This window comes from Flavobacterium sp. (assembly GCF_040402895.1).
Lineage (GTDB): Bacteria > Bacteroidota > Bacteroidia > Flavobacteriales > Flavobacteriaceae > Flavobacterium.
Map to the genome: position 1 here is coordinate 345,010 of NZ_JBBALR010000002.1, position 23,250 is coordinate 368,259.

Below are 23,250 nucleotides of genomic sequence, written 5' to 3' on the forward strand. Positions count from 1 at the left end.
AAACAACTAATAATTCAACGAAGGTTTATGAATGACAAAGAATTAGTAGAAAAAGACATTTTTTCTAAGGTATTAAGAGCAGGAAGAAGAACCTACTTCTTTGATGTAAGAGCTACAAAAGCCGACGATTATTATATCACCATTACCGAAAGTAAAAAATTTACAGAAGAAGATGGCTCTTATCATTTCAAAAAACATAAGATTTATTTATATAAAGAAGATTTTACTTCTTTTAATGAAATTTTAAGCGAAATGACTAACTATGTTATTAACCATAAAGGAGAAGAAGTAATTTCTGAAAGACACCAAAAAGATTTTAAAAAAGAATCTGGAATAGCTGAATATTCAAATTCTGAAGAACCTACTTCAACATCTTCAAACAGTTATACAGATATAGATTTTGATGATATTTAAAAAAAATGCTTTCTTAGGAAAGCATTTTTTTTATCCTTTATTTTTTAATTTTAATTACAATAAATACAAATAAAAAAAGGCAATCTTTCGATTGCCTTTTTGAGCCAGTGGAGGGACTCGAACCCACGACCTGCTGATTACAAATCAGCTGCTCTAGCCAGCTGAGCTACACCGGCGACTCATTTTGCAGTGCAAATATAGTCTTGATAATTTAATTTGCAAAAAAATAATTGTTTTTTTTGCGATTTTTTTTAGTTTAATTCGTTCACTTTTGCAACAAATTGATTTGCAGCAACTTCGAATTCTTCTTTAACTAATTTATAATGTGCTTTTTTATTTTCAACATTTTTTTGGTTTACTTTAACCATTAATGCATCAAATGTATCGTAAATGTCTCCTACTAAAGCCTCTGAAGATTCAGTTGGTTTTCCCGTTGAAGTCATTTCCCAAATATATACTATGTTTAAGATATCTCCTAAAACGTAGTTAATTTCTTTTTTCAAGTTTTTAACGCTTGCCATTTTCTTATTTTTAAAAATTATGATGCAAAAGTAAACAATATATTAATACGCTGCTAATTAAATTGTAATTTCCAATAGAGACGCTTCGCCAATAATTTCAAAACCATCTAGTATTGCTGGTATTAATAGGGTATCTCCTATTTTAAATTCAGTTTGAAAATGAAGCATTTTTACAGTAAAACTTCCTTTTGTACACATAAAAACCGTAAACGATTCTTTCGTTTTTTTCCAATTGTATTTTCCTGAAATTTCTAAAATATTGGTCTTAAAAAAAGGGCATGCTACTAAATTAACTGACTTATTTTTAACGACTTCATAGTTTAATTTAGTATTTGTAGGTTCAAAGTTAATCGCATCAAGTGCTAAATCAGTGTGCAACTTTCTACTTAAACCATTTGCATCTACCCTATCCCAATCGTATAACCGATAGGTAATGTCACTAGTTTGTTGAATTTCTGCAATTAATACACCAGCACCAATAGCATGAACTGTTCCTGTTTCTAGAAAAAAAGCATCGCCTTCTTTTACAGGTGTTTCATTTAAGATGGTGACTACTGTTTTATTATCTAAATGCTCTTGATACTCTTTTTTATTTGTTTTGTCTTTAAATCCAACAACCAATCTTGCAGTAGCATCAGCTTGCATTACATACCACATTTCTGTTTTACCAAAAGAGTTGTGACGCTCTTTTGCTAAATTATCATTTGGATGTACTTGAATAGACAAATCTTCTTTAGCATCGATAAACTTAAAAAGTAATGGAAAATTATTTCCGAAATTTTGAATGGAATTAACACCTAATATTTCTGTAGGATATTTTTCAATTAATTGATTTAAATTCAATCCTTTGCATTCACCATTTGAAACTACGCTAATATCGTTTTCTACAATTGATAATTCCCAACTTTCACCAATTTGGTTGCTTGTAAAAGATTTATCTAAAACTTCTTTTAGTTTGGTGCCTCCCCAAATTCGTTCTTTGAAAATGGGTTCAAAAAGCAAGGGATAAAATAACATTTATTCGCCTTTATAGGTTACAAAATTGCGAGGTGTTTCGTATAAAACCACTTCTAAATTTAGATTTAAATTAATGTGTTCTCTTAATTTTTGCCAAATTACAACTGAAATATTTTCGGCAGTTGGATTTAAATTTTCAAAATCCGGAACATCTAAATTTAAATTTTTATGGTCAAACGCGTTTTCAATGTGCTCTTTTATTAAATCTGATAAAATTTTTACATCAATAACAAAACCTGTTTCTTGATCCACCTCTCCAGTAACACTTACAATTAACTCGTAGTTGTGCCCATGATAATTTGGATTGTTGCATTTACCGAAAATGGCATTATTTTTTTCCATAGACCAATCTTTTCGAAATAATCTATGAGCCGCATTAAAATGTGCTTTCCTACTAACTGTTACTTTCATTTTTTATATATTGTTATCAAAATGATGATAAAATTCTTCAAATATTATTTTAAACCAAACTGTATATAGATTTGGATTCCTAATCATGTCATTTTTTACATCTTCTATCTTCATCCATTTCCAACTTTCTACTTCCTCTTTATTGATTTCTGGTATCTCGTTATAATAACCCAGCATCACATGATCTAGTTCGTGTTCCGTTAAGCCATTATCAAAAGGTGCTTTATAAATAAAGTGAAACATTTCTTTTAATTCTGTTTCAAAACCCATTTCTTCTCGAAGTCGTCTAGTACCCGCTTGAATATTAGTTTCGTTTTCTCGTTGATGGCTACAACAAGTATTGGTCCACAATAAAGGAGAATGATATTTTTGATGTGCACGCTGCTGCAACATCAACTCATTGTTATTATTTAAAATAAAAACAGAAAATGCTCTATGCAATACTGCTTTTTCATGTGCTTCAAGTTTATTCATCAATCCAATTGGATTGTCATTTATATCAACTAAAATTACTTTTTCTTCTATCACTCTTACTAATTTAATTGTCAAATTTACAAAAAAAATAATTTTTATTGCAAAGATATCTTTAAATAAGGACTTTAACGTAATGTTAATAAAATTGGTTGGTAATACCATAAAAAATTGTATTTTTACACTTCTAAAATTTTAAAATAAAAAATGGGTAAAATCATTGCAATTGCCAATCAAAAGGGAGGTGTAGGAAAAACAACCACTTCAATTAATCTTGCTGCATCACTTGGTGCATTAGAGAAAAAAGTGTTATTAATAGATGCCGACCCTCAAGCTAACGCAAGTTCTGGTTTAGGAATTGACGTGGAAAATGTAGAAATTGGTACCTATCAAATAATAGAACACAGCAATACCGCAAAAGAAGGTGTAATACCTACTAGTGCCCCAAATGTTTGGATAATACCTGCACACATTGACTTAGTTGCCATTGAAATTGAATTGGTTGACAAAGAAAATAGAGAATACATGCTGAAGCAAGCATTAAATGCGATTAAAGAAGAATACGATTATGTAATTATTGACTGCGCACCTTCATTAGGTTTATTAACCTTAAATGCGTTAACAGCAGCAGATAGTGTTGTAATTCCAATTCAATGTGAATATTTTGCATTAGAAGGTTTAGGAAAATTATTGAATACCATAAAAAGTGTACAAAAAATTCACAATCCAAGTTTAGATATTGAAGGACTATTATTAACTATGTACGATACCCGTTTAAGATTGTCAAATCAAGTAGTTGAAGAAGTTCAAAAGCATTTTAACAATATGGTTTTTTCGACAATTATTCAAAGAAATATTAAATTAAGTGAAGCACCTAGTTTTGGGGAAAGTATAATAAACTATGATGCCACTAGCAAAGGGGCTGCAAATTACTTAAATTTAGCAGAGGAAATTATCAAGAAAAACAGTAGTAAGTAATGACAAAAGCAGTAAAAAAACCTGTATTAGGAAGAGGACTTTCGGCGCTTTTAAGCGATCCTTCAAATGACATTAAATCTGTAGAAGATAAAAATGCAGACAAAGTTGTAGGAAGTATCATAGAACTTGATATTAATTTTATTGAAATAAATCCATTTCAACCTAGAACTAATTTCAATGAAGATACCCTTCAAGAATTAGCTAAATCTATTAAAGAAGTTGGCGTTATTCAACCTATTACTGTTAGAAAATTAGAATTTAATAAATACCAACTAATTTCTGGAGAACGAAGATTACGTGCTTCAAAATTATTAGGCCTTTCTACTATTCCTGCCTATATTAGATTAGCAAACGATAACGAATCGCTTGTCATGGCATTGGTTGAAAACATTCAACGTCATGATTTGGATCCAATTGAAGTGGCCATTTCGTACCAAAGATTAATTGAAGAAGTAAATTTAACTCAGGAAGAAATGAGTGAGCGTGTAGGTAAAAAACGTTCAACCATTACAAATTATTTACGATTATTAAAATTAGATCCGATTATTCAAACAGGAATGAGAGACGGATTTATTTCGATGGGACACGGTAGAGCATTAATTAACATCGAAGACCAAGAAGCGCAAAGCAATATTTACCACACCGTAGTAACTCAAAACCTTTCTGTAAGAGACACGGAAGCGTTAGTAAAAAAATATCAAGAAGGATTAAAACCTAAAACAAGAAAAACAACTGCTACAAAATCATTTGAAATTGCAACTGAAAAAAAGAAAACTTTTGCCGACTTTTTTGGTGCAAAAGTAGATATAAGCGTTGCCACAAATGGTAAGGGAAAAATAGCCATTCCTTTTCATTCGGAAGAAGATTTTAACCGAATCATAAAATTAATCAACAACTAGTGAAACCGTTTCTTTATATATTTATTTTATTTTTTTTAAGTGCTACATTTTCTGTGGCTCAAAAGAGAGAATTAAAAATTGAAACTAAAGATATTGTAAAATCCGACATTAATCCATTATCGCCCGCAAAAGCAGCATTTTATTCTGCTATTTTACCAGGATTAGGTCAAGCATACAACAAAAAATATTGGAAAATTCCTATAGTTTACTGTGCTATTGGTGCTGGGGTTTATTTTATTATGGATAATAATAAAAAACACAATCAGTACCGTGACGAATACAAAAAACGATTAGCGAATGGGGGCGCAATTGATACTTCTGATCCTACTTATGGAAAGTTAAGTACCGAAAGTGTAATTAGAGGGCAAAAATTCTATCAAAAAAACAGAGACTTATCTGTGCTTATTACTGCTGGATTATATATTCTAAATATTGTTGAAGCAAATGTAGACGCTCATTTATTGCAATTTAATGTAAATGACGATCTATCATTAAAACCAGATTTACATACCAATCCGTATACGTTTAATCAAAATGTAGGATTTACATTAACCTATCAATTTTAACAATTTTTTCACGTAACATTTTATTTAAAACAACAACTAATCAAAATGAAAATAGCATTATTAGGATACGGTAAAATGGGAAAAGTAATTGAAAAAATTGCTTTAGAACGTGGGCATGAAATTGTACTAAGAAAAGATAGATCGGACACTTTTGAAGGCTTATCAAAAGCCGATATCGCAATAGATTTTAGCGTTCCAACTTCAGCTGTTAATCATATTTCAGAATGCTTAAACCAAAATATTCCTGTAATTTCAGGAACTACCGGATGGTTAGAAAATTATAATGAAATGGTGGGCTTATGTAAAGAAAAAAACGGAAGTTTTATTTATGCTTCTAATTTTAGTTTAGGAGTAAATATTTTTTTCGAGCTAAATAATTATTTAGCTAAAATGATGAAAAACCTTAAAGAATACCATGTCTCTATGGAAGAAATTCATCACACTCAAAAACTCGATGCGCCTAGCGGAACAGCAATAAGTTTGGCAAATGGAATCATAGAAAACACAGATTATGTAAATTGGACATTGGAAAATCCAATTGAAAATGAAATTTACATTGACGCAAAAAGAATAGAAAACATTCCTGGTACACATGCTGTTTTTTATGATAGCAAAGTGGATCAAATAGAAATAAAGCATACCGCACATAGTAGAGAAGGCTTTGCTTTAGGTTCGATCATAGCTGCAGAATGGCTAGTTGGAAAAAAAGGCGTTTTTACTATGAAAGACGTTTTGGGGATTTAATTAAAATTTACAAATTACGAATTACGAATTACGATTTACGATTTACAAAAAAACAAAATTATGGAAATGACAGCTTGGATTATTACAGTATTAATAATTAGTATACTACACGCAATTTGTACTTGGAAATTGTACACAAAAGCAGGTAGAAAAACCTGGGAAGCCTTCGTTCCTGTTTATAACGGAATTGTTCTAATGCAAATTATAAACCGACCAAAGTGGTGGGTATTTTTACTTTTTTTACCTGTAATTAACTTGTTAATTTTACCTGTAATTTGGATTGAAACGTTGCGAACTTTCGGCAAAAAATCAACAGCAGATATGTGGTTGGGCGTTATTACTTTCGGATTTTATATTGGTTATATAAATTACACCCAAGACGTTTCTTATGAAGCTGAACGCGATACCAAACCAGCAACAAAAACTTTAGACACTTTAGGATCTTTAACTTTTGCTTTAATTGTAGCTACATTTGTACACACCTATTTTATTCAACCCTTTGTGATTCCTTCTTCCTCGTTAGAAAAATCGTTATTAATTGGTGATTTCTTATTCGTAAGTAAATTTCATTATGGCGCAAGAACACCTATGACTCCAGTTGCGGCACCAATGGTTCACGACTCCATTCCAATTGTAAAAAAACTATCCTATTTAAGTAAGCCACAATTACCATATTTTAGATTTCCTGCATTAGAAAAAATAAAAAATAACGATATTGTAGTTTTTAACTGGCCAAGAGATACACTTTCAAATATGTATTTACCTGCAACAGAAAGAATTGACAAACCTCGTGATAAAAAAACAAATTACGTAAAACGTTGTGTAGGTATTGCCGGCGACAGTTTGCAAATTAAAGACGGTATTGTTTTTATAAATGGCAAAGAATTAATACTACCTGAAAGAGCAAAACCTCAATATTCTTATAAAATTAGTACCGATGGGAAAACCCCAATTGATTTTGAAACAATTTTAAAAGAAATGCATGTTACTGATCCGGCAGGAATGATAACTAGCGACACGCTTTACGTTCAAGCATTAACTTTTGAAAACGCAGAAAAATTAAAATCAATTAGCGGCATCACTTCTGTAAAAAGGATGATAAACAAAAAAGCAGAAGACGGTGTATTCCCTGATTTCAAAGACGGAAAAACATCTGTAACGAACAATTGGAATGGAGATAATTTTGGTCCAATTTATATTCCACAAGCTGGTAAAACAGTTGCTTTAAATAAAGAAACATTACCCTTATATAAGTTAATCATCACTGAGTATGAAGGAAACAAGCTTGAAGTAATAGGCAACGAAATTAAAATAAACGGAAAAAAAGCTAATTCTTACACCTTTAAACAAGATTATTATTGGATGATGGGAGACAACAGACATAATTCGTTAGATGCGCGTTATTTCGGTTTCACGCCTGCAGATCATATTGTTGGTAAACCCATTTTTATTTGGATGAGTATTGATTGGAATGCTAAAGGCTTACTAAATAAATTTAGAACCGAACGTTTCTTTACAACCGTTAGCGGAGAAGGACAACCTGAATCGTATTTCAAATTTTTCTTAATTGCTTTAGCTGGCTATTTTGCATGGGATTGGTATAGAGGCAAGAAAAAGAAAAAAGAAGCAGATTTACTTTAACGGTATATTCGTAAAGTTGTGAGTTGTTGAATCGGTAAACTGTTTAAATTAGGTGATTTATGTATGTATATTCATTTGAAAAATTAGAAGTCTGGAAAGAATCCAAAAAACTGACTAAAATAATTTATCAAATTACTTCACGCTATCCTGAAAATGAAAAATTCGGACTAACTTCTCAATTGAGAAGAGCGTCAATTTCAGTCTGCTCTAATTTAGCTGAAGGATCAGCAAGAATTACCCCAAAAGACAAAGCTCACTTTTCAACAATGGCTTATAGTTCATTAATTGAAGTTTTAAATCAAATTATTATTTCTTATGAATTAGATTTTATTAACGAATCTGATTACTTAAATTTTAGAAATTTAATTGAAAGCTTATCAAATAAAATTAATTCGCTTAGAAAATTTCAGCTAAACGAATCAACAAAAAACAACTAACCTTCTTAATGAATAACATATTACTTTATCCTACTTACTTTCCGTCGATAAGTCATTACATAGCGATGATTCATGCTGAATCGGTTACATTTGAAGTAGAAGATACCTTTCAAAAGCAAACCAATAGAAACCGAATGTACATTTATAGTCCGAACGGAATGCAGATGCTGAACATTTCGGTAAAGCATGACGGCACAAAATGTGCGTTTAAAGATATAAAAATAGACCATCAATACAATTGGCAAAAAAATCATTTTAAGTCACTTGAAGCCGCTTATAAGAATTCGCCATTTTACGAATATTTTATAGATGATTTCCAACCCATATTCGAAAAAAAATATGAGTTTATGTTAGATGTAAACTTTGAACTATTTGAAAGAATAAATAAGGCTTTAGGAATTTCCATTCCATTTGAGAAAACAACGGAATATTTTCATGAAGTTACGGATAAAACTGATTTTCGTTATTTAGTTAATGGCAAAAAAGACAGCACTCAAATAAAACCATACACTCAAGTTTTTGATAACAAGTTCGGATTCATAAATAATTTATCCATTTTAGATTTATTATTTAATGAAGGTAGATATGCGGTAGATTATTTAAAACAGCAACATTTATAATTTCTTCTTAAACTTATAAAAAAAACGTCCCGATATTCATCGGGACGTTTTTATATATAATAACACAACATTATGCGTTATGTTCTGCTTCAATTTGTTTTTTATCTGATGCAGACATCGTATCTACTAATACTGGTGTTGCAATAAATAATGAAGAATAGGTTCCTACAATAATACCAATTAACATGGCAAAGATAAATCCACGTATTGAATCGCCTCCAAATACAAACATAATGGCTAATACCATAATCATCGTTAAAGAAGTGTTTAAGGTACGAGATAATGTAGTATTTACAGAGTCGTTTACAATTTTATTAAAATTACCATGGTGTGATTTTCCACCTAAGAATTCACGAACTCTATCAAATACAATTACGGTATCATTCATAGAATATCCAATTACTGTTAAAATAGCAGCAATAAAATGTTGGTCAATTTCCATATGGAACGGCATGTATTTGTATAATAAAGAATAAATTCCTAATACAAAAATAACATCATGCGCCACCGCAGCAATAGCTCCAAGTGAATATTGATATTTTCTGAAAGAAATTACTAAGTACAAACACACTAATAACATTGCCCCTAATACTGCCCAATATGCATTTGTTTTAATGTCATCTGCAATAGAAGGTCCAACTTTCATAGCTTGTAATACCCCAAATTGTTTTCCTTCTTGGGTGTTAGTAAACTGATCGTAAGAAATTTCTTTAGCAAAGAATTTTTTCAAACCTGCATATAATTTTTCATTTACTTCTTTGTCAACCTCAACACCTTGCTTGTCGATTTTATATTTTGTAGTAATTTTCAACTGATTGTCATTACCAAATGTTTTCGCTTCAGCTCTATCAAAAAAGGCAGCAGTGGAAAGCGCATTAGAAACTTCTTCTGAAGATACTTTTTGGTCAAACTGCACTTGGAAAGTTCTACCTCCTACAAAATCAATACCTTGGTCGAATCCATTCGTAAAGAAAGAAACAAAACTGATAATACAAACAATTAACGAGAATGCATAGGTGAATTTCTTAATTTTTAAGAAATCGAAGTTGAAACCTGTAAACCAGTTTTTAGTAATGTTTGTAGAGAATTGTAAACTTCTTCCTTTGGCAATATCTGCATCAATAAAGAAACGGGCTATAAAGATTGAAGTAAATAATGACGTTAAAATACCTATCAACAAAGTAATGGCAAAACCTCTAATCATTCCTTCTCCAAAGATGTATAAAATAGCACCTGTTAAAACGTGCGTTACATTCGCATCAATAATAGAACGCATAGCTCCTTTCCATCCGAAAGCAGTAGTTACTGCATTTTCTAATGACAAGCCAGCTCTTAATTCTTCTTTTGCTCTTTCATAAATAATAATATTCGCATCCACAGCCGTACCCATTGTTAATACGATACCTGCAATACCCGGTAAAGTTAATACAAAACCAAAGTTAGCCATGGCACCAAATAACAATACTAAGTTTAATAATAAGGCTACATTAGCATACCAACCTGCTCTTCCATAATAGAAAACCATCCAGAAAGAAACTAATAATAAACCTATGATTGATGACAAAATACCATTATCAATAGCCTCTTGACCCAAAGACGGTCCAACTACTGCTTTTTGAACGATATCTGCTTTAGCTGGTAATTTACCTGCACGTAATACGTTTTCTAAATCGGCAGTTTCTTCTAAAGTGAAAGAACCTGAAATTTGTGTTTGTCCACCAGAAATTGCTGCTTTTGCAGTAGCTGCAGAATACACTATATTATCTAATACAATACAAACTTGATTTCCGTTTTTAGCAATATCACCTGTTAATTGTTCCCATTTTCTAGATCCAACTGGATTCATTTGCATACTTACTGCTGGTTTACCAAATTGGTCAAAATCTGCACTAGCATCTGTAATGGCGCCACCTAATAATGGTGCAATTCCGTCTACAGTTCCTTTTAAAACATATAATTCTGTAACATCACCTGTTTTAGTTGTTGTTTTTCCCCAAGCAAATTTTGCGTTTGAAGCCGTTGCAGGAAGTAAAGCTCTAATTTCAGCTCTTTTTAAATAAGAGTTAATTTTAGCCGTATCTTTAACATTATATCCAATTAATCCAGACGGACTAGGAATTGCATTTTCAAATAATGGTCCTAAATCTTTAGCTGGTTTTTTTGCAGTATCTTTTTTATCACCTAATAATTCATTTACTTTAGATTTTGCATCTACCGCTTTAGTTGTATCCGCAACAGCAACAGCTTTAGTTGGTTTTTTCTCCGTTGCTTTTAAAGCATCATTTGCAGCAGTAAAGAAATTACCTAATTCTTCTGGTTTTAAAGTTTCCCAAAATTCTAATTGTGCGGTTTGAGATAATAATTTTTCAACTCTATCTAAGTCTTTAGCACCTGGTAATTCCACTAAAATTCTTCCAGTCTCACCAATTTTTTGAATGTTTGGTTGCGCTACTCCGAATTTGTCGATACGTTTTGTTAATACTTTATATGCACTTTCAATAGATTCAGCTACTTTCTTTTTCAAAATAACTTTTACTTGATCATCCGTCATGTTTAACTGAATTTCTTCAAAAGTTCTATTGTAGAATGCTTCAGCTGAAGCCATTTTTATAGTTCCGTTAGATTCTGCAGCAAAAGCGTCAAAAAAGGCATCTAAATAATCTTGATTTCCTTTTCTCTCTTTTGTTGCTCTTTCTAAAGCTCTGTTGAAAGTTGGGTTTTTAGAATTGTTAGATAATGTTTTTAAAACGTCTTTAACAGAAACTTCTAAAGTAACGTTAATTCCACCTTCTAAATCTAATCCTTTGTTAATTTGTTGTTTCTCAACATCTTCATAAGTAAAGCCTAAAAAAACGTCTTTTTTCTTTAAATCTTTTAAGTAGTTTAATTCTTTTTGAGAATCTCCTTTCGCAAATTCTTTCGCATCTTTTACAATTCCGTTAGCAACAAACGTAAAAGAAAGTTGATAGATACAAGCAATCGTAAAAATGATTGCGAAGAATTTAATTAGTCCTTTGTTCTGCATTATAGTTAATTTAAGTTATTTTCTTTAAAAACGGACAAATATATCATTTCATAAAGGATAAAACAATTTTATTTTCATCTAAAATTGATTTTTTTTAATATTTAATCAACATTGTAATAAATTAATCATTCTTTACGTATTTAAGTCCCTCAAAATAAGAACAATAAAAAAGCGTTGAAACTATCAACGCTTTTTATTTTAAAAAAATAGTATTTTCTATTTGTCCGTGATTGTTGATTCAGCAATTTGTTTATAGGTCCCGTTTTCTAATTTCTCACGTATGGCTTCAAAAGCCGTTAATGTTTCATCAATATCTTCTAAGGTATGTGTTGTAGTAGGAATCATTCTTAATAAAATCATACCTTTTGGAATCACTGGATACACTACAATAGACAAGAATATTCCGTAGTTTTCTCTTAAATCATTTACCATAATCATTGCTTCCGGAATAGAACCTTCTAAGTAAACTGGAGTAATACAAGTATTTGTATCGCCAATATTGAATCCTTTTTCCTTTAATCCGTTTTGTAACGCATTAACATTTACCCATAATTTATCTTTAATTTCTGAAGAATTACGCAATAATTCTAATCGCTTTAATGAACCAATTGTTTGAATCATAGGCAAAGCTTTGGCAAACATTTGAGAACGTAAATTATATTTTAAATAATCGATAACATCTTTATCAGCCGCTACGAAAGCACCAATATTTGCCATTGATTTTGCAAAAGTTGAAAAGTAAACGTCAATTCCATCTTGACACCCTTGCTCCTCACCAGCTCCTGCTCCTGTTTTTCCAAGTGTACCAAAACCGTGCGCATCATCAACCAACAAACGGAAATTGTATTTTTTCTTCATTTCTACAATTTCTTTTAACTTACCTTGTTGACCTCGCATTCCAAAAACTCCTTCTGTAATAAACAAAATACCACCACCGGTTTCGGTAGCTAATTTTGTAGCACGTTGTAGGTTTTTTTCCATACTTTCAATGTCGTTATGCTTGTAAGTAAAGCGTTTTCCACTATGCAAACGAACGCCGTCAATAATACACGCGTGGGCATCTACATCATAAACTATAACATCATTTCTGGTAACCAAAGCATCGATTGTAGATAAAATTCCTTGGTAACCAAAATTCAATAAATAAGCCGATTCTTTCATTACGAAAGCAGCTAATTCTTGTTCTAATTGTTCGTGATATTTGGTGTGTCCACTCATCATACGAGCACCCATTGGGTAAGCCGCTCCGTATTGAGCTGCTGCTTCAGTATCTGCTTTACGAACTTCTGGATGATTGGCCAAACCTAAATAGTCATTTAAACTCCAGTTTAATATATTTTTACCTTGAAACTGCATTCTTGGACCTAATTCGCCTTCCAATTTAGGAAAAACAAAATAACCCTCTGCTTGTGAAGCCCATTTTCCTAATGGTCCTTTATTTTGTTGTATTCTTTCAAATAAATCTTTAACCATAATTTCTTACTTAATTAGTGGTGCAAAAGTATAAATAAAAAAACGTTTTTAATAATTTTTTTTAAACACTTCTAACGTTTAATTTGGTTGCAATAAAAAACATATTTGAAAAAAATAAAGTTTTACTTACCTTTGACATTCTTATGAAAGCAATAAAAATTATCGAATGTCCACGCGATGCCATGCAAGGCATAAAAACGTTTATTCCTACCGAAAAAAAGGTACAATACATGCAATCTTTATTACGAGTTGGTTTCGATACGCTGGATTTTGGTAGTTTTGTGTCGCCAAAAGCCATTCCACAAATGCAAGACACAGCTGAAGTTTTAGACCAATTAGACTTGTCGCAAACACAAAGTAAATTATTAGCCATTATTGCCAATACACAAGGAGCCGAAGCCGCATCAAAACATAAAGCAATACAATATCTTGGTTTTCCTTTTTCAATTTCTGAAAATTTTCAAATGCGAAACACACACAAAACCATTGCTGAAAGTTTGATAACATTACAAGAAATATTAGAAATAGCTGACAAATCTAATAAAGAAGTTGTGACTTATATTTCAATGGGATTTGGAAATCCATACGGCGATCCATATAACGTTGAAATTGTAGGTGACTGGACAGAAAGATTAGCTAAGATGGGCGTAAAAATCTTATCCTTGTCAGATACAATTGGCTCTTCTACACCTGAAGTTATTGATTATTTATTTCGCAATTTAATACCCAAATACCCTAATATTGAATTCGGTGCGCATTTACATACCACGCCAGACAAATGGTTTGAAAAAATTGACGCCGCTTATCAAGCCGGTTGCAGAAGATATGATGGCGCCATTCAAGGCTTTGGTGGCTGCCCAATGGCTAAAGACGACTTAACCGGAAATATGCCTACCGAAAAGTTATTATCCTATTTTACTACCAAAAAAGAAAACACCAATATTAGCCCAATGAGCTTTGAAAGTGCCTATAACGAAGCGACTAAATTGTTTGGCGCATTTCATTAACATGTAAACTCAAAGCATTGATTTATTAGATAAATTAAAATTGTTTTGAATTAAATTATGTTTTACAACTAACTTTTTCTTATATTTGCTCGCAATTTAACTACAATTGCAGCATGAAAGCACATTCTACAAAAATTATAGGAGAAGGACTAACGTATGACGATGTTCTTTTAATTCCAAATTATTCAGAAATTCTTCCAAGAGAAGTTTCTATTCAATCCAAATTTAGTAAAAACATTACCTTAAACACACCAATTGTTTCCGCTGCAATGGACACCGTTACAGAAAGTGCAATGGCTATTGCTATGGCGCAAGAAGGTGGTATTGGTGTGCTACATAAAAACATGACTATTGCACAACAAGCGGCAGAAGTTAGAAAAGTAAAACGTGCGGAAAGCGGAATGATTATAGATCCTGTAACATTACCTTTAACTGCAAATGTAGGAGACGCAAAAAATGCAATGAGAGAATTTGGTATTGGCGGAATACCTGTAGTAGATGAAAAAGGGATTTTGAAAGGAATCGTTACCAATAGAGATTTACGATTTGAAAAAGAAAATAGTCGTGCGATTACAGAAGTAATGACCTCAGAAAATTTAGTTACTGCAGGAAAAGGAACTACTTTAGCCGCTGCAGAAGAAATTCTTCAAGAAAGTAAAATTGAAAAACTTCCCGTAGTTGATGCCGATTTTAAATTAATTGGATTAATTACTTTTAGAGACATCACCAAACTAACACAAAAACCAAACGCTAATAAAGATAAATTTGGTCGTTTACGCGTAGCTGCCGCTTTAGGCGTTACAACCGATGCGCTAGAGAGAGCAGAAGCCCTTGTAAAAGCAGGTGTTGATGCTGTAATTATTGATACGGCTCACGGACATACAAAAGGCGTGGTAGACGTTTTAAAACAAGTAAAAAATAAATTTCCTGAATTAGATGTTGTAGTTGGAAACATAGCTACTCCAGAAGCCGCGCTATATTTAGCAGAAAATGGCGCTGATGCTGTAAAAGTTGGAATTGGACCTGGATCTATTTGTACGACTCGTATTGTAGCAGGCGTTGGTTTTCCTCAATTTTCTGCCGTTTTAGAAGTGGCTGCCGCTTTAGAAGGAACTGGAATTCCAGTAATTGCAGATGGTGGTGTTAGATATACAGGAGATATTCCAAAAGCATTAGCTGCAGGAGCTTCTTGTGTGATGTTAGGTTCGATGTTAGCAGGAACGAAAGAATCTCCGGGAGAAACTATAATTTTTGAAGGAAGAAAATTCAAATCTTACAGAGGAATGGGTTCTGTAGAAGCTATGGAAGAAGGTTCAAAAGACAGGTATTTCCAAGATGTGGAAGATGACGTGAAAAAATTAGTTCCAGAAGGAATTGTAGGTCGCGTGCCTTACAAAGGTGAACTAAACGAAAGCATGCAGCAGTTTATTGGCGGACTTCGTGCTGGAATGGGCTACTGTGGGGCAAAAAACATTGAAACTTTACAAGCTACAAGCCGTTTTGTGCGATTAACGTCAAGCGGAATTAGCGAAAGTCATCCACATAATGTTACAATAACTAAAGAAGCTCCGAATTATTCGAGATAGTATAATATCAGACCTGACAGGTTTTGGAAACCTGCCAGGTCTGAAAAGTAAAAATCCATTCCGATTTATTGGAATGGATTTTTTTATGACACCATCAATACTTCCTAAATATTATAGAAAATTAATATATATTAATTTTTAAACCAAGTTCATTATTATCATTTTTTTTAATCAAAAATTATAATTTCACAGAAATTACGACTCCGTTTTTATAATTCAACAAAAATATTTTTAAAGTTGTGTAATAAAATTGTCTGACTTAATTTTATAATCTATTTGAAATGATATCACATGATAAGAAAATATTTTTTAGCCACAATATTGTTACTATTATTAATCACAACGTTAGTAATAAATAACAATGCTACTCAAGCAATTGCTTTTAACTCTCCAAAATTTGACACTGGAGACACAGCTTGGATGATTGTAGCTTCGGCATTAGTTTTACTCATGACACCTGGTTTGGGATTTTTCTATGGCGGAATGGTTGGTAAGAAAAATGTTATTAGTACCATGCTTCAAAGCTTCATGGCTATGGTTATTGTCAGCATACTTTGGGTAATTATTGGATTTGGTTTATCTTTTGGAGAATCAATTTATGGAATTATTGGAAATCCTTCTAAAAATATTTTTTTCAACAATGTAGGCATTAATTCTTCTTGGGAATTAGCACCTACTATTCCATTATTATTATTTGCACTTTTTCAAGCAAAATTCGCAATTATTACACCCGCACTAATTACAGGTGCCTTTGCAGAAAGAATTCGTTTTTGGGCGTATTTATTGTTTATGGTTTTATTTATTATTTTTATTTACACTCCTTTAGCGCATTGTACCTGGCATCCAAATGGAATTTTCTTTAAAATGGGAATATTAGATTTTGCTGGTGGTATTGTAGTTCACATGAGTGCAGGATGGGCTGCACTAGCGGGCGCCATGTTTTTGGGAAAAAGAAAAAATCAAAAAACAAGTCCGGCCCGTATAACTTATGTACTTTTAGGAACAGGCTTATTATGGTTTGGATGGTTTGGTTTTAATGCAGGTTCCGCTTTAGGAGCAAACGGTTTGGCAGTACAAGCATTATCAACCACCACTATTGCAGCGGCTTCAGCTTCAATGGCTTGGGTATTTTGGGATAAAATTCTTGGTCATAAAATATCTGCCATGGGTGCATGTATAGGCGCTGTTGTTGGCTTAGTAGCCATCACTCCAGCTGCAGGATATGTAAGTATGCCGCACGCAATTTTTATTGGAATTGTAAGTAGTATAGTTAGTAATATAGTGGTTATTAATTTTCCAAAGGGGAAAATTGACGATGCTTTGGATGTATTTGGATGCCATGGTGTAGGCGGAATGGTTGGCATGCTTCTAACTGCTGTTTTTGCATCAAAAGCAATTAATCCAGCCATTGAAAACCAAGGATTGTTTTTTGGTGAAACCAAATTATTTATAAACCATGTTATTGTTTTAATTATAGTATCTGTCTTTTCATTTGGAATGTCGTACTTTTTATTTTTTATTGTAAACAAAATTACACCATTACGTGTAAGTACTGAAAAGGAAGAACTAGGCTTAGATATTACACAACATGGTGAATTCCTATAAAAAAATCCCACTAAAATAAATTAGCAGGATTTTCGAATATTAGATTCTGAAACAAATTCAGAATAAAAATTATATCCCCAAATAATTACTTGGTGTAATCGCTTTTAATTCTGTTTTAATATCGTTAGAAACATGCAAGGTGTCAATAAACGCGTGAATGGATTCTTTATTGATAATCGTATTGGTTCTTGTTAAATCTTTTAGCGCTTCGTATGGATTTGGATAACCCTCTCTTCTTAAAATGGTTTGAATGGCTTCTGCTACTACAGCCCAATTTTTCTCTAAATCTTCTGCGAATTTTACTTCGTTTAACAATAATTTATTCAATCCTTTTAATGTGGATTCAAAGGCAATAAGCGTATGTCCAATGGGCACACCAATATTTCTTAAAACAGTACTGTCTGTTAAATCACGTTGTAATCTTGAAAGTGGCAATTTTGCTGATAAATGTTCGAAAATAGCATTCGCAATCCCTAAATTTCCTTCTGAATTTTCAAAATCAATTGGATTCACTTTATGTGGCATAGCTGAAGAACCGATTTCTCCTGCTTTAATTTTTTGCTTGAAATAATCCATTGAAACGTAGGTCCAAATATCTCTATCTAAGTCAATTAATATCGTATTTATTCGCTTTAATGCGTCAAAAAAGGCAGCAAAATGATCATAATGTTCAATTTGTGTAGTTGGAAACGAATGACGTAATCCTAAATTTTCTTCCACAAATTTCGAACCGAATGCCTTCCAATCATGGTTAGGATAGGCAACTTTATGTGCGTTGTAATTTCCTGTTGCGCCACCAAATTTGGCTGCAAATGGCACATTAAATAACAAACGCATTTGCTCTTCAATACGTTCTACAAAAACTAAAATTTCTTTTCCTAAACGCGTTGGCGATGCAGGTTGGCCGTGCGTACGAGCTAATAATGGAATAGCTGCCCATTCTACAGAAAGTTCTTTTAACTTCTGAACAATCGCAATTAAACTTGGTAAATATACATTTTCAAATGCTTCTTTTGTAGAAAGCGGAATAGCCGTATTGTTGATATCTTGAGACGTTAATCCGAAGTGAATAAATTCTTTAAATTTTTCCAATCCAAATTCGTCAAATTTCTTTTTAATAAAATATTCAACCGCTTTTACATCGTGGTTGGTTGTTTTCTCGGTTTCCTTAATCCAAAGTGCGTCCTCAGTTGAGAAATTTTCATAAATCCCTCTCAATTTTCCAAATAAATTTTTGTCTACACCTTGTAATTGAGGCACATCATATTCACACATAGATATGAAATATTCTACCTCAACTAAAACCCTATACTTAATTAACGCTTCTTCCGAAAAATAAGCGGATAACGATTTTGTTTTACTTCTGTAGCGTCCATCAATTGGTGATACGGCATTTAATTCAGTTAATTGCATGATGTTGTGTTTTTTAAAGTTGCAAATTTAGTAATTAGTGCTTAGTATTCCGAAATTAGTTAGGTGTTTTTTGAAAAATTAATTTTAAAATAAAATATATTCAAAAATTAGGGACAACAATTCCACCATTTTCTTTTATAGAATTTTTGTTACTTTGCGGCAAATTAAAAAGAAATGCAAAAAAACAAACTCGCTTTATTAGAATATTTAGAAAACTTTATGTCTGAAAACAGGAAAAACAGATTTATTGAAGTCTTAAAAAACAGAACCAATCATTTTACTATTGCAATGGAAGATGTATATCAACTTCATAATACTAGTGCTGTCATGAGAAGTTGTGAGGTTTTTGGCATTCAAAATTTACATATTGTTGAACAACGTTACGGTAAAGCGATAGATAAACAAATTGCAATGGGTGCTGAAAAATGGGTAGACATTACTCAACATCAAGACATGACAAGTTGTATCGCGAGTCTACGGGCACAAGGGTATCAAATCATTGCTACCACACCGCATAACGATTCGTGTATGTTAGATGCCTTTGATGTAACTAAAAAATCGGCAATATTTTTTGGAACTGAAATTGATGGACTTTCTGAATTAGTAATGAAAGAAGCAGATGGTTTTATTAAAATTCCAATGGTTGGATTTACTGAAAGTTTAAATATTTCTGTTTCAGCAGCACTGGTTATTCAAGATATTACAAATAGATTGCGGCAATCGGATATCAACTGGCAGCTCACAGAAGAAGAAGTGTTAGAAAAACGTTTGGATTGGACCAGAAAAACAATTAAAGATGTAGCGTATATAGAAAAGCAATTTGTGGAATAGTAATAAACTATTTTCTTTTCAAAACTTTATAATCATTATACGAAGTTGCCAAAGCATCTAATACTTGTAAATCACTTGCAGTATTAATGAAATTTTTAGAATAATTACATTTCTCCAATATTTTATCAATTTCATTTTTATCTAATTGCAATAACATAACCAAAACTTCTCGATTGGTGTTATTACTTAAAATAGAAGCAAAATGCGTATCATTTTTTAAATTTATTAATTTTTTGAAATCTTTTTCTTTAGAATTAAATAAAGAATACACTAAATCTACTGGATTTGACAATGATTTTAATAAATTTTCTGTAGCGTTTTTGGCTTTCATTCCAGGTTCATAACCTAAATTTAAACCTGCAATATTGTAGCGATAATTCTCATTTACTGGAATTAATTTTGTGTCAATTTCTAAATATCCTGTTAAGGTATAACTGGTTACCAAAACTGTTTCAATTTCATTTTCTTTAAGACACAAAAAAATAGTTTGAACCTCGGAATACCATTTTTGATTCACTACAACCTCAGCATAATTGTATCCCAAATGAGAAAACAACAATCTATCATTAGTTTTCGCCGAAATTTCAAAATCACCATTTTCAGAAGCTAAAACTACTGAGGATGTATTTTTATTTAAAATCGTGACTCTTTCAATTGGCATTTTGGACTTTATATCCATAATTTTTCCTTTCACTTTTATTTGCAATGTGTCGGATTGAGAAAACCCAAACGCAGCATTTAAAAGTAAAATAAGAAAAGCTATTTTTTTCATCTGAAAGTATATTTCTACAAAAATATGATTTAATTTTAAATAGTGAATCGTGTTAACATAAGATTATATAAAGTTTGATTTTATAACATAAAAAATCCCGAAACGAATACACGAATCGGGATTTTTTTATTTAAACTAAAAATTAGTCGTTTGATCTTCTTGGCGTTCTTCTTGCTCCTTCAAACCCAGAACTTCTTCTTTCTGTTGAACGACCCTCGTTTGCACGACCTTCCCCTTTTCTTCCGCTATCGCGAGAATCAGAACTTCTTCTATCGCTTCCTCCAGTTGATGAAGTTCTTGGTCTGAAACCACTTCCCCCTTCACGATTGAAACCACCTTCACGATTTCCACCACCAGAATTTCCTCTGTAGCCTCCACCTTCACGGTTTCCTCCATCACGGTTTCCTCTGTAACCTCCGCCAGAATTTCCACCTTCACGTCTTCCTGAGAATCCGCTTCCGCCTGATCTTCCACCACCACTTCTTCCGTTATGGTCTCTGCGTCCTGAACTTCTTCCACCTTCGTTTTTAGAAATTTCAACGTTAATTTTTCTGCCGTTAATATTCACCGCATTTAAAACTTCCATTACTTTTTCAGCTAAATCGGCATTGGTATTAAAGAAAGAAAAACCTTCTTTACAGTCTACTTTAAATACGTCGTCTTGACCAACTTGTAAAGTATCACGTAAATAATCTTTTAACGTCATCCAATCATAATCATCTCTTGTACCAATATTGATAAAATATCTAACCGTTCCATCAGATGGGATTTCAGCTCTACTTGATGAACCCTCTTGAGAAGCTAAATCTTTAGATTTTTTGTAATAATTTAAGAAACGATTAAATTCTACAGAAATTACTTTCTTGATTAATTCTACTTTAGGAATGTCTTGTAACAATTCCATAATTGAGGGCAAATACGTATCAATTGAATGATCTGTTTCTGTATCTTTAATTTTGTTGGCTAAGTGTAACAACTGAATTTCGCAGATTTCCATTCCTGAAGGAATAGATTTTTCTTCGAATTTAGTTTTGATAATTCTCTCAATAGAGTGAATTTTTCTAATTTCACTTTTTGTAATAATTACAAACGAAGTACCTGATTTTCCGGCACGACCTGTACGACCCGAACGGTGTGTATAGGTTTCAATTTCGTCTGGTAATTGATAATTGATTACGTGAGTAATGTTGTCTACGTCAATTCCACGAGCTGCCACGTCAGTCGCAACTAGCATTTGAATTTGTCTACCACGGAACGATTTCATTACGCCATCACGTTGTGCTTGCGATAAATCTCCGTGTAATGCAGCAGCATTATACCCGTCTTCAATTAATTTTTCTGCAACCGCTTGAGTATCTCTTTTTGTTCTACAAAAAATTACGGAGAAAATATCTGGATTCGCATCTGCTAATCTTTTCAATCCTTCGTATCTATCACGTGCATTAACTAAATAATATTCGTGAGAAATGTTTGCTGAACTCGAGTTTTTATGACCTACCGTAATTTCTTGCGGGTTTCTCATAAATTCTTTAGCGATTCTGGCTACTTCTTGCGGCATGGTAGCCGAGAATAACCATGTGTTTTTGTCTTTTGGCGTGTCTGATAAGATACTTGTAATATCTTCATAGAAACCCATGTTTAACATTTCGTCTGCCTCATCAAGAACACAGATGCTGATGTTTTTAATATTCACCATGCCTCTGTTAATCATATCTTGCATTCTACCCGGTGTCGCCACAATTACTTGTGCGCCTCGCTTAATATCACGCGCTTGATCATGAATACTCGCGCCACCGTATACTGCAACAGTATATAAACCGTCGATGTATTTTGAGTATAATTTAATCTCGTTTGTAATTTGCAAACACAATTCTCTTGTTGGAGAAAGTATTAAAACCTGTGTTTGCTTGTTGAATGGGTCAATTTTTTGGATTAGCGGAAAACCAAAAGCTGCGGTTTTTCCTGTTCCTGTTTGGGCAAGAGCCACGATATCTGTATCATCTTCCAATAATAGTGGTATAGCCTTCTCCTGTACTTCCGACGGGGTCTCGAATCCTAAATCACGTATTGCTTTTAACAACGATTCGTTTAACCCTAATTGCTCAAATTTATTCATTATATATTTTTAAATTGGGTGCAAAGGTAGATTTAAAAAACGGATTAAACTAATTTGTTTTTATTTGATTTTCAGAAAGTTACGATAATGTAATAGCATTTTAACAATGAATTTACAGTTAGTCAGATAAATTAGATAAGAAATTTATCAATTTTTGGACTGCAATTCCTCTGTGACTAATAACCGTTTTTTGCTCCATTGTCATTTGGGCGAAAGTAGTTGAAAAACCTTCTGGTTGAAAAATTGGATCATAGCCAAATCCTTGATTTCCTGACTTTTTCAAAGTGATTTCACCTTTTACAATGCCTTCAAACAAATATTGCTCTTCATTAATATTTAAAGCAATACAAGTTTTAAACTGAGCTTTTCTGTTGGTTTCAGTAGTTAATTTTTGCAAAACCAAATTCATATTATCCTCAGCATTCTTTTGTTCACCAGCATAACGCGCAGAAAACACCCCAGGCTCGTTATTTAAACTTTCAATTTCCAAACCAGTATCATCAGCAAAACAAGGTAAACCGAAATTCTCCGTTACATAATTGGCTTTCAAAATCGCATTTCCTTCAATCGTTTCTGCTGTTTCCGGAATATCCACAAAGCAACCAATATCTTCTAATGAGACAATTTCAAATTGCAACCCGACTTGTTGCTGGATTTCAGCAATTTTGTTTTTGTTGTTGGATGCGAAGACTAATTTCATATG

22 protein-coding genes and 1 tRNA gene are annotated in these 23,250 nt (G+C 32.4%); 12 read left to right on the forward strand and 11 right to left on the reverse strand.

The features are described from left to right. Positions 1–27 precede the first annotated feature (27 nt). A complete protein-coding gene (locus ABWP60_RS03650; protein WP_353148650.1) occupies positions 28–414 on the forward strand; it encodes a PUR family DNA/RNA-binding protein in 387 nt (128 codons plus the stop codon). Between the two features lie 102 nt (positions 415–516). Here ABWP60_RS03650 and ABWP60_RS03655 read toward each other — a convergent pair. The 5 genes from ABWP60_RS03655 to idi form a co-directional block, all read right to left on the reverse strand. Further along, positions 517–590: transfer RNA gene (locus ABWP60_RS03655), tRNA-Thr, on the reverse strand. A gap of 75 nt (positions 591–665) precedes the next feature. Beyond that, positions 666–935 (reverse strand): hypothetical protein, encoded by a 270-nt coding sequence (locus ABWP60_RS03660; RefSeq protein ID WP_291242188.1) that lies wholly within the window; start codon positions 933–935, stop codon positions 666–668. 57 nt (positions 936–992) lie between these two features. Next, positions 993–1,952, reverse strand: a complete 960-nt coding sequence (locus ABWP60_RS03665; protein ID WP_353148654.1) for a type I phosphomannose isomerase catalytic subunit — start codon at positions 1,950–1,952, stop codon at positions 993–995. Beyond that, the gene (locus ABWP60_RS03670; RefSeq protein ID WP_353148656.1) at positions 1,953–2,363 is read right to left on the reverse strand and encodes a 6-pyruvoyl trahydropterin synthase family protein; all 411 of its coding nucleotides are present in this window, start codon (positions 2,361–2,363) and stop codon (positions 1,953–1,955) included. A gap of 3 nt (positions 2,364–2,366) precedes the next feature. Next, positions 2,367–2,891, reverse strand: a complete 525-nt coding sequence (idi, locus tag ABWP60_RS03675) for an isopentenyl-diphosphate Delta-isomerase (RefSeq protein WP_353148659.1) — start codon at positions 2,889–2,891, stop codon at positions 2,367–2,369. Between the two features lie 150 nt (positions 2,892–3,041). Between idi and ABWP60_RS03680 the strand changes: the two genes are divergently transcribed. Genes ABWP60_RS03680 through ABWP60_RS03710 form a run of 7 tightly spaced genes read left to right on the forward strand, consistent with a single transcriptional unit; the run spans position 3,042 to position 8,719 of the window. Beyond that, entirely contained in the window at positions 3,042–3,812 is a 771-nt protein-coding gene (locus ABWP60_RS03680) for a ParA family protein (RefSeq protein WP_353148661.1), read from the forward strand. Beyond that, positions 3,812–4,711 carry a ParB/RepB/Spo0J family partition protein gene (locus tag ABWP60_RS03685; protein ID WP_353148664.1) on the forward strand — a complete coding sequence of 300 codons (900 nt, stop codon included), beginning with the start codon at positions 3,812–3,814 and terminating at the stop codon, positions 4,709–4,711. Before ABWP60_RS03680 ends, ABWP60_RS03685 begins: the two co-directional genes overlap by 1 nt. Further along, the gene (locus ABWP60_RS03690; protein ID WP_353148667.1) at positions 4,711–5,277 is read left to right on the forward strand and encodes a DUF5683 domain-containing protein; all 567 of its coding nucleotides are present in this window, start codon (positions 4,711–4,713) and stop codon (positions 5,275–5,277) included. Before ABWP60_RS03685 ends, ABWP60_RS03690 begins: the two co-directional genes overlap by 1 nt. Before the next feature lie 45 nt (positions 5,278–5,322). Then, complete coding sequence (gene dapB, locus ABWP60_RS03695) at positions 5,323–6,021, forward strand: 4-hydroxy-tetrahydrodipicolinate reductase (protein WP_353148670.1); 699 nt, start codon at positions 5,323–5,325, stop codon at positions 6,019–6,021. A gap of 60 nt (positions 6,022–6,081) precedes the next feature. Further along, positions 6,082–7,662 carry a signal peptidase I gene (gene lepB / locus ABWP60_RS03700; RefSeq protein ID WP_353148673.1) on the forward strand — a complete coding sequence of 527 codons (1,581 nt, stop codon included), beginning with the start codon at positions 6,082–6,084 and terminating at the stop codon, positions 7,660–7,662. A gap of 59 nt (positions 7,663–7,721) precedes the next feature. Further along, positions 7,722–8,099: a four helix bundle protein gene (locus tag ABWP60_RS03705; RefSeq protein WP_353148676.1), complete on the forward strand. Its 378-nt coding sequence runs from the start codon at positions 7,722–7,724 to the stop codon at positions 8,097–8,099. A gap of 8 nt (positions 8,100–8,107) precedes the next feature. Further along, positions 8,108–8,719, forward strand: a complete 612-nt coding sequence (locus ABWP60_RS03710; protein ID WP_353148679.1) for a WbqC family protein — start codon at positions 8,108–8,110, stop codon at positions 8,717–8,719. A gap of 70 nt (positions 8,720–8,789) precedes the next feature. Here the strand turns inward: ABWP60_RS03710 and secDF are convergent, their stop codons facing one another. Together secDF and capB are read right to left on the reverse strand one after the other, a co-directional pair. Further along, positions 8,790–11,744, reverse strand: coding sequence for a protein translocase subunit SecDF (gene secDF / locus ABWP60_RS03715; RefSeq protein ID WP_353148682.1), 2,955 nt, complete (start codon positions 11,742–11,744; stop codon positions 8,790–8,792). Positions 11,745–11,960: 216 nt separating this feature from the next. After that, a complete protein-coding gene (gene capB / locus ABWP60_RS03720; RefSeq protein ID WP_353148685.1) occupies positions 11,961–13,217 on the reverse strand; it encodes a cysteate-C-fatty acyltransferase in 1,257 nt (418 codons plus the stop codon). A gap of 143 nt (positions 13,218–13,360) precedes the next feature. Between capB and ABWP60_RS03725 the strand changes: the two genes are divergently transcribed. The 3 genes from ABWP60_RS03725 to ABWP60_RS03735 all read left to right on the forward strand — a co-directional run bounded on the left by ABWP60_RS03725 (position 13,361) and on the right by ABWP60_RS03735 (position 17,415). Beyond that, positions 13,361–14,224 (forward strand): hydroxymethylglutaryl-CoA lyase, encoded by an 864-nt coding sequence (locus tag ABWP60_RS03725; protein ID WP_353148688.1) that lies wholly within the window; start codon positions 13,361–13,363, stop codon positions 14,222–14,224. A 113-nt stretch (positions 14,225–14,337) separates the two neighbouring features. Then, positions 14,338–15,810, forward strand: a complete 1,473-nt coding sequence (gene guaB / locus ABWP60_RS03730) for an IMP dehydrogenase (protein ID WP_353148690.1) — start codon at positions 14,338–14,340, stop codon at positions 15,808–15,810. 291 nt (positions 15,811–16,101) lie between these two features. Further along, positions 16,102–17,415, forward strand: coding sequence for an ammonium transporter (locus ABWP60_RS03735; protein ID WP_502904803.1), 1,314 nt, complete (start codon positions 16,102–16,104; stop codon positions 17,413–17,415). Positions 17,416–17,484: 69 nt separating this feature from the next. On the opposite strand, the gene purB is transcribed toward ABWP60_RS03735, so the two are convergent. Next, the gene (gene purB / locus ABWP60_RS03740) at positions 17,485–18,828 is read right to left on the reverse strand and encodes an adenylosuccinate lyase (RefSeq protein ID WP_353148693.1); all 1,344 of its coding nucleotides are present in this window, start codon (positions 18,826–18,828) and stop codon (positions 17,485–17,487) included. Positions 18,829–19,002: 174 nt separating this feature from the next. Here purB and ABWP60_RS03745 point away from each other — a divergent pair, with 174 nt between their 5' ends. Beyond that, the gene (locus tag ABWP60_RS03745) at positions 19,003–19,659 is read left to right on the forward strand and encodes a TrmH family RNA methyltransferase (RefSeq protein ID WP_353148696.1); all 657 of its coding nucleotides are present in this window, start codon (positions 19,003–19,005) and stop codon (positions 19,657–19,659) included. A gap of 7 nt (positions 19,660–19,666) precedes the next feature. Here the strand turns inward: ABWP60_RS03745 and ABWP60_RS03750 are convergent, their stop codons facing one another. The 3 genes from ABWP60_RS03750 to ABWP60_RS03760 form a co-directional block, all read right to left on the reverse strand. Next, positions 19,667–20,431, reverse strand: a complete 765-nt coding sequence (locus ABWP60_RS03750) for a carboxypeptidase-like regulatory domain-containing protein (protein WP_353148699.1) — start codon at positions 20,429–20,431, stop codon at positions 19,667–19,669. A gap of 142 nt (positions 20,432–20,573) precedes the next feature. After that, complete coding sequence (locus tag ABWP60_RS03755) at positions 20,574–22,547, reverse strand: DEAD/DEAH box helicase (protein ID WP_353148702.1); 1,974 nt, start codon at positions 22,545–22,547, stop codon at positions 20,574–20,576. 118 nt (positions 22,548–22,665) lie between these two features. Next, positions 22,666–23,247, reverse strand: a complete 582-nt coding sequence (locus tag ABWP60_RS03760; RefSeq protein ID WP_353148705.1) for a non-canonical purine NTP diphosphatase — start codon at positions 23,245–23,247, stop codon at positions 22,666–22,668. Positions 23,248–23,250 lie beyond the last annotated feature (3 nt).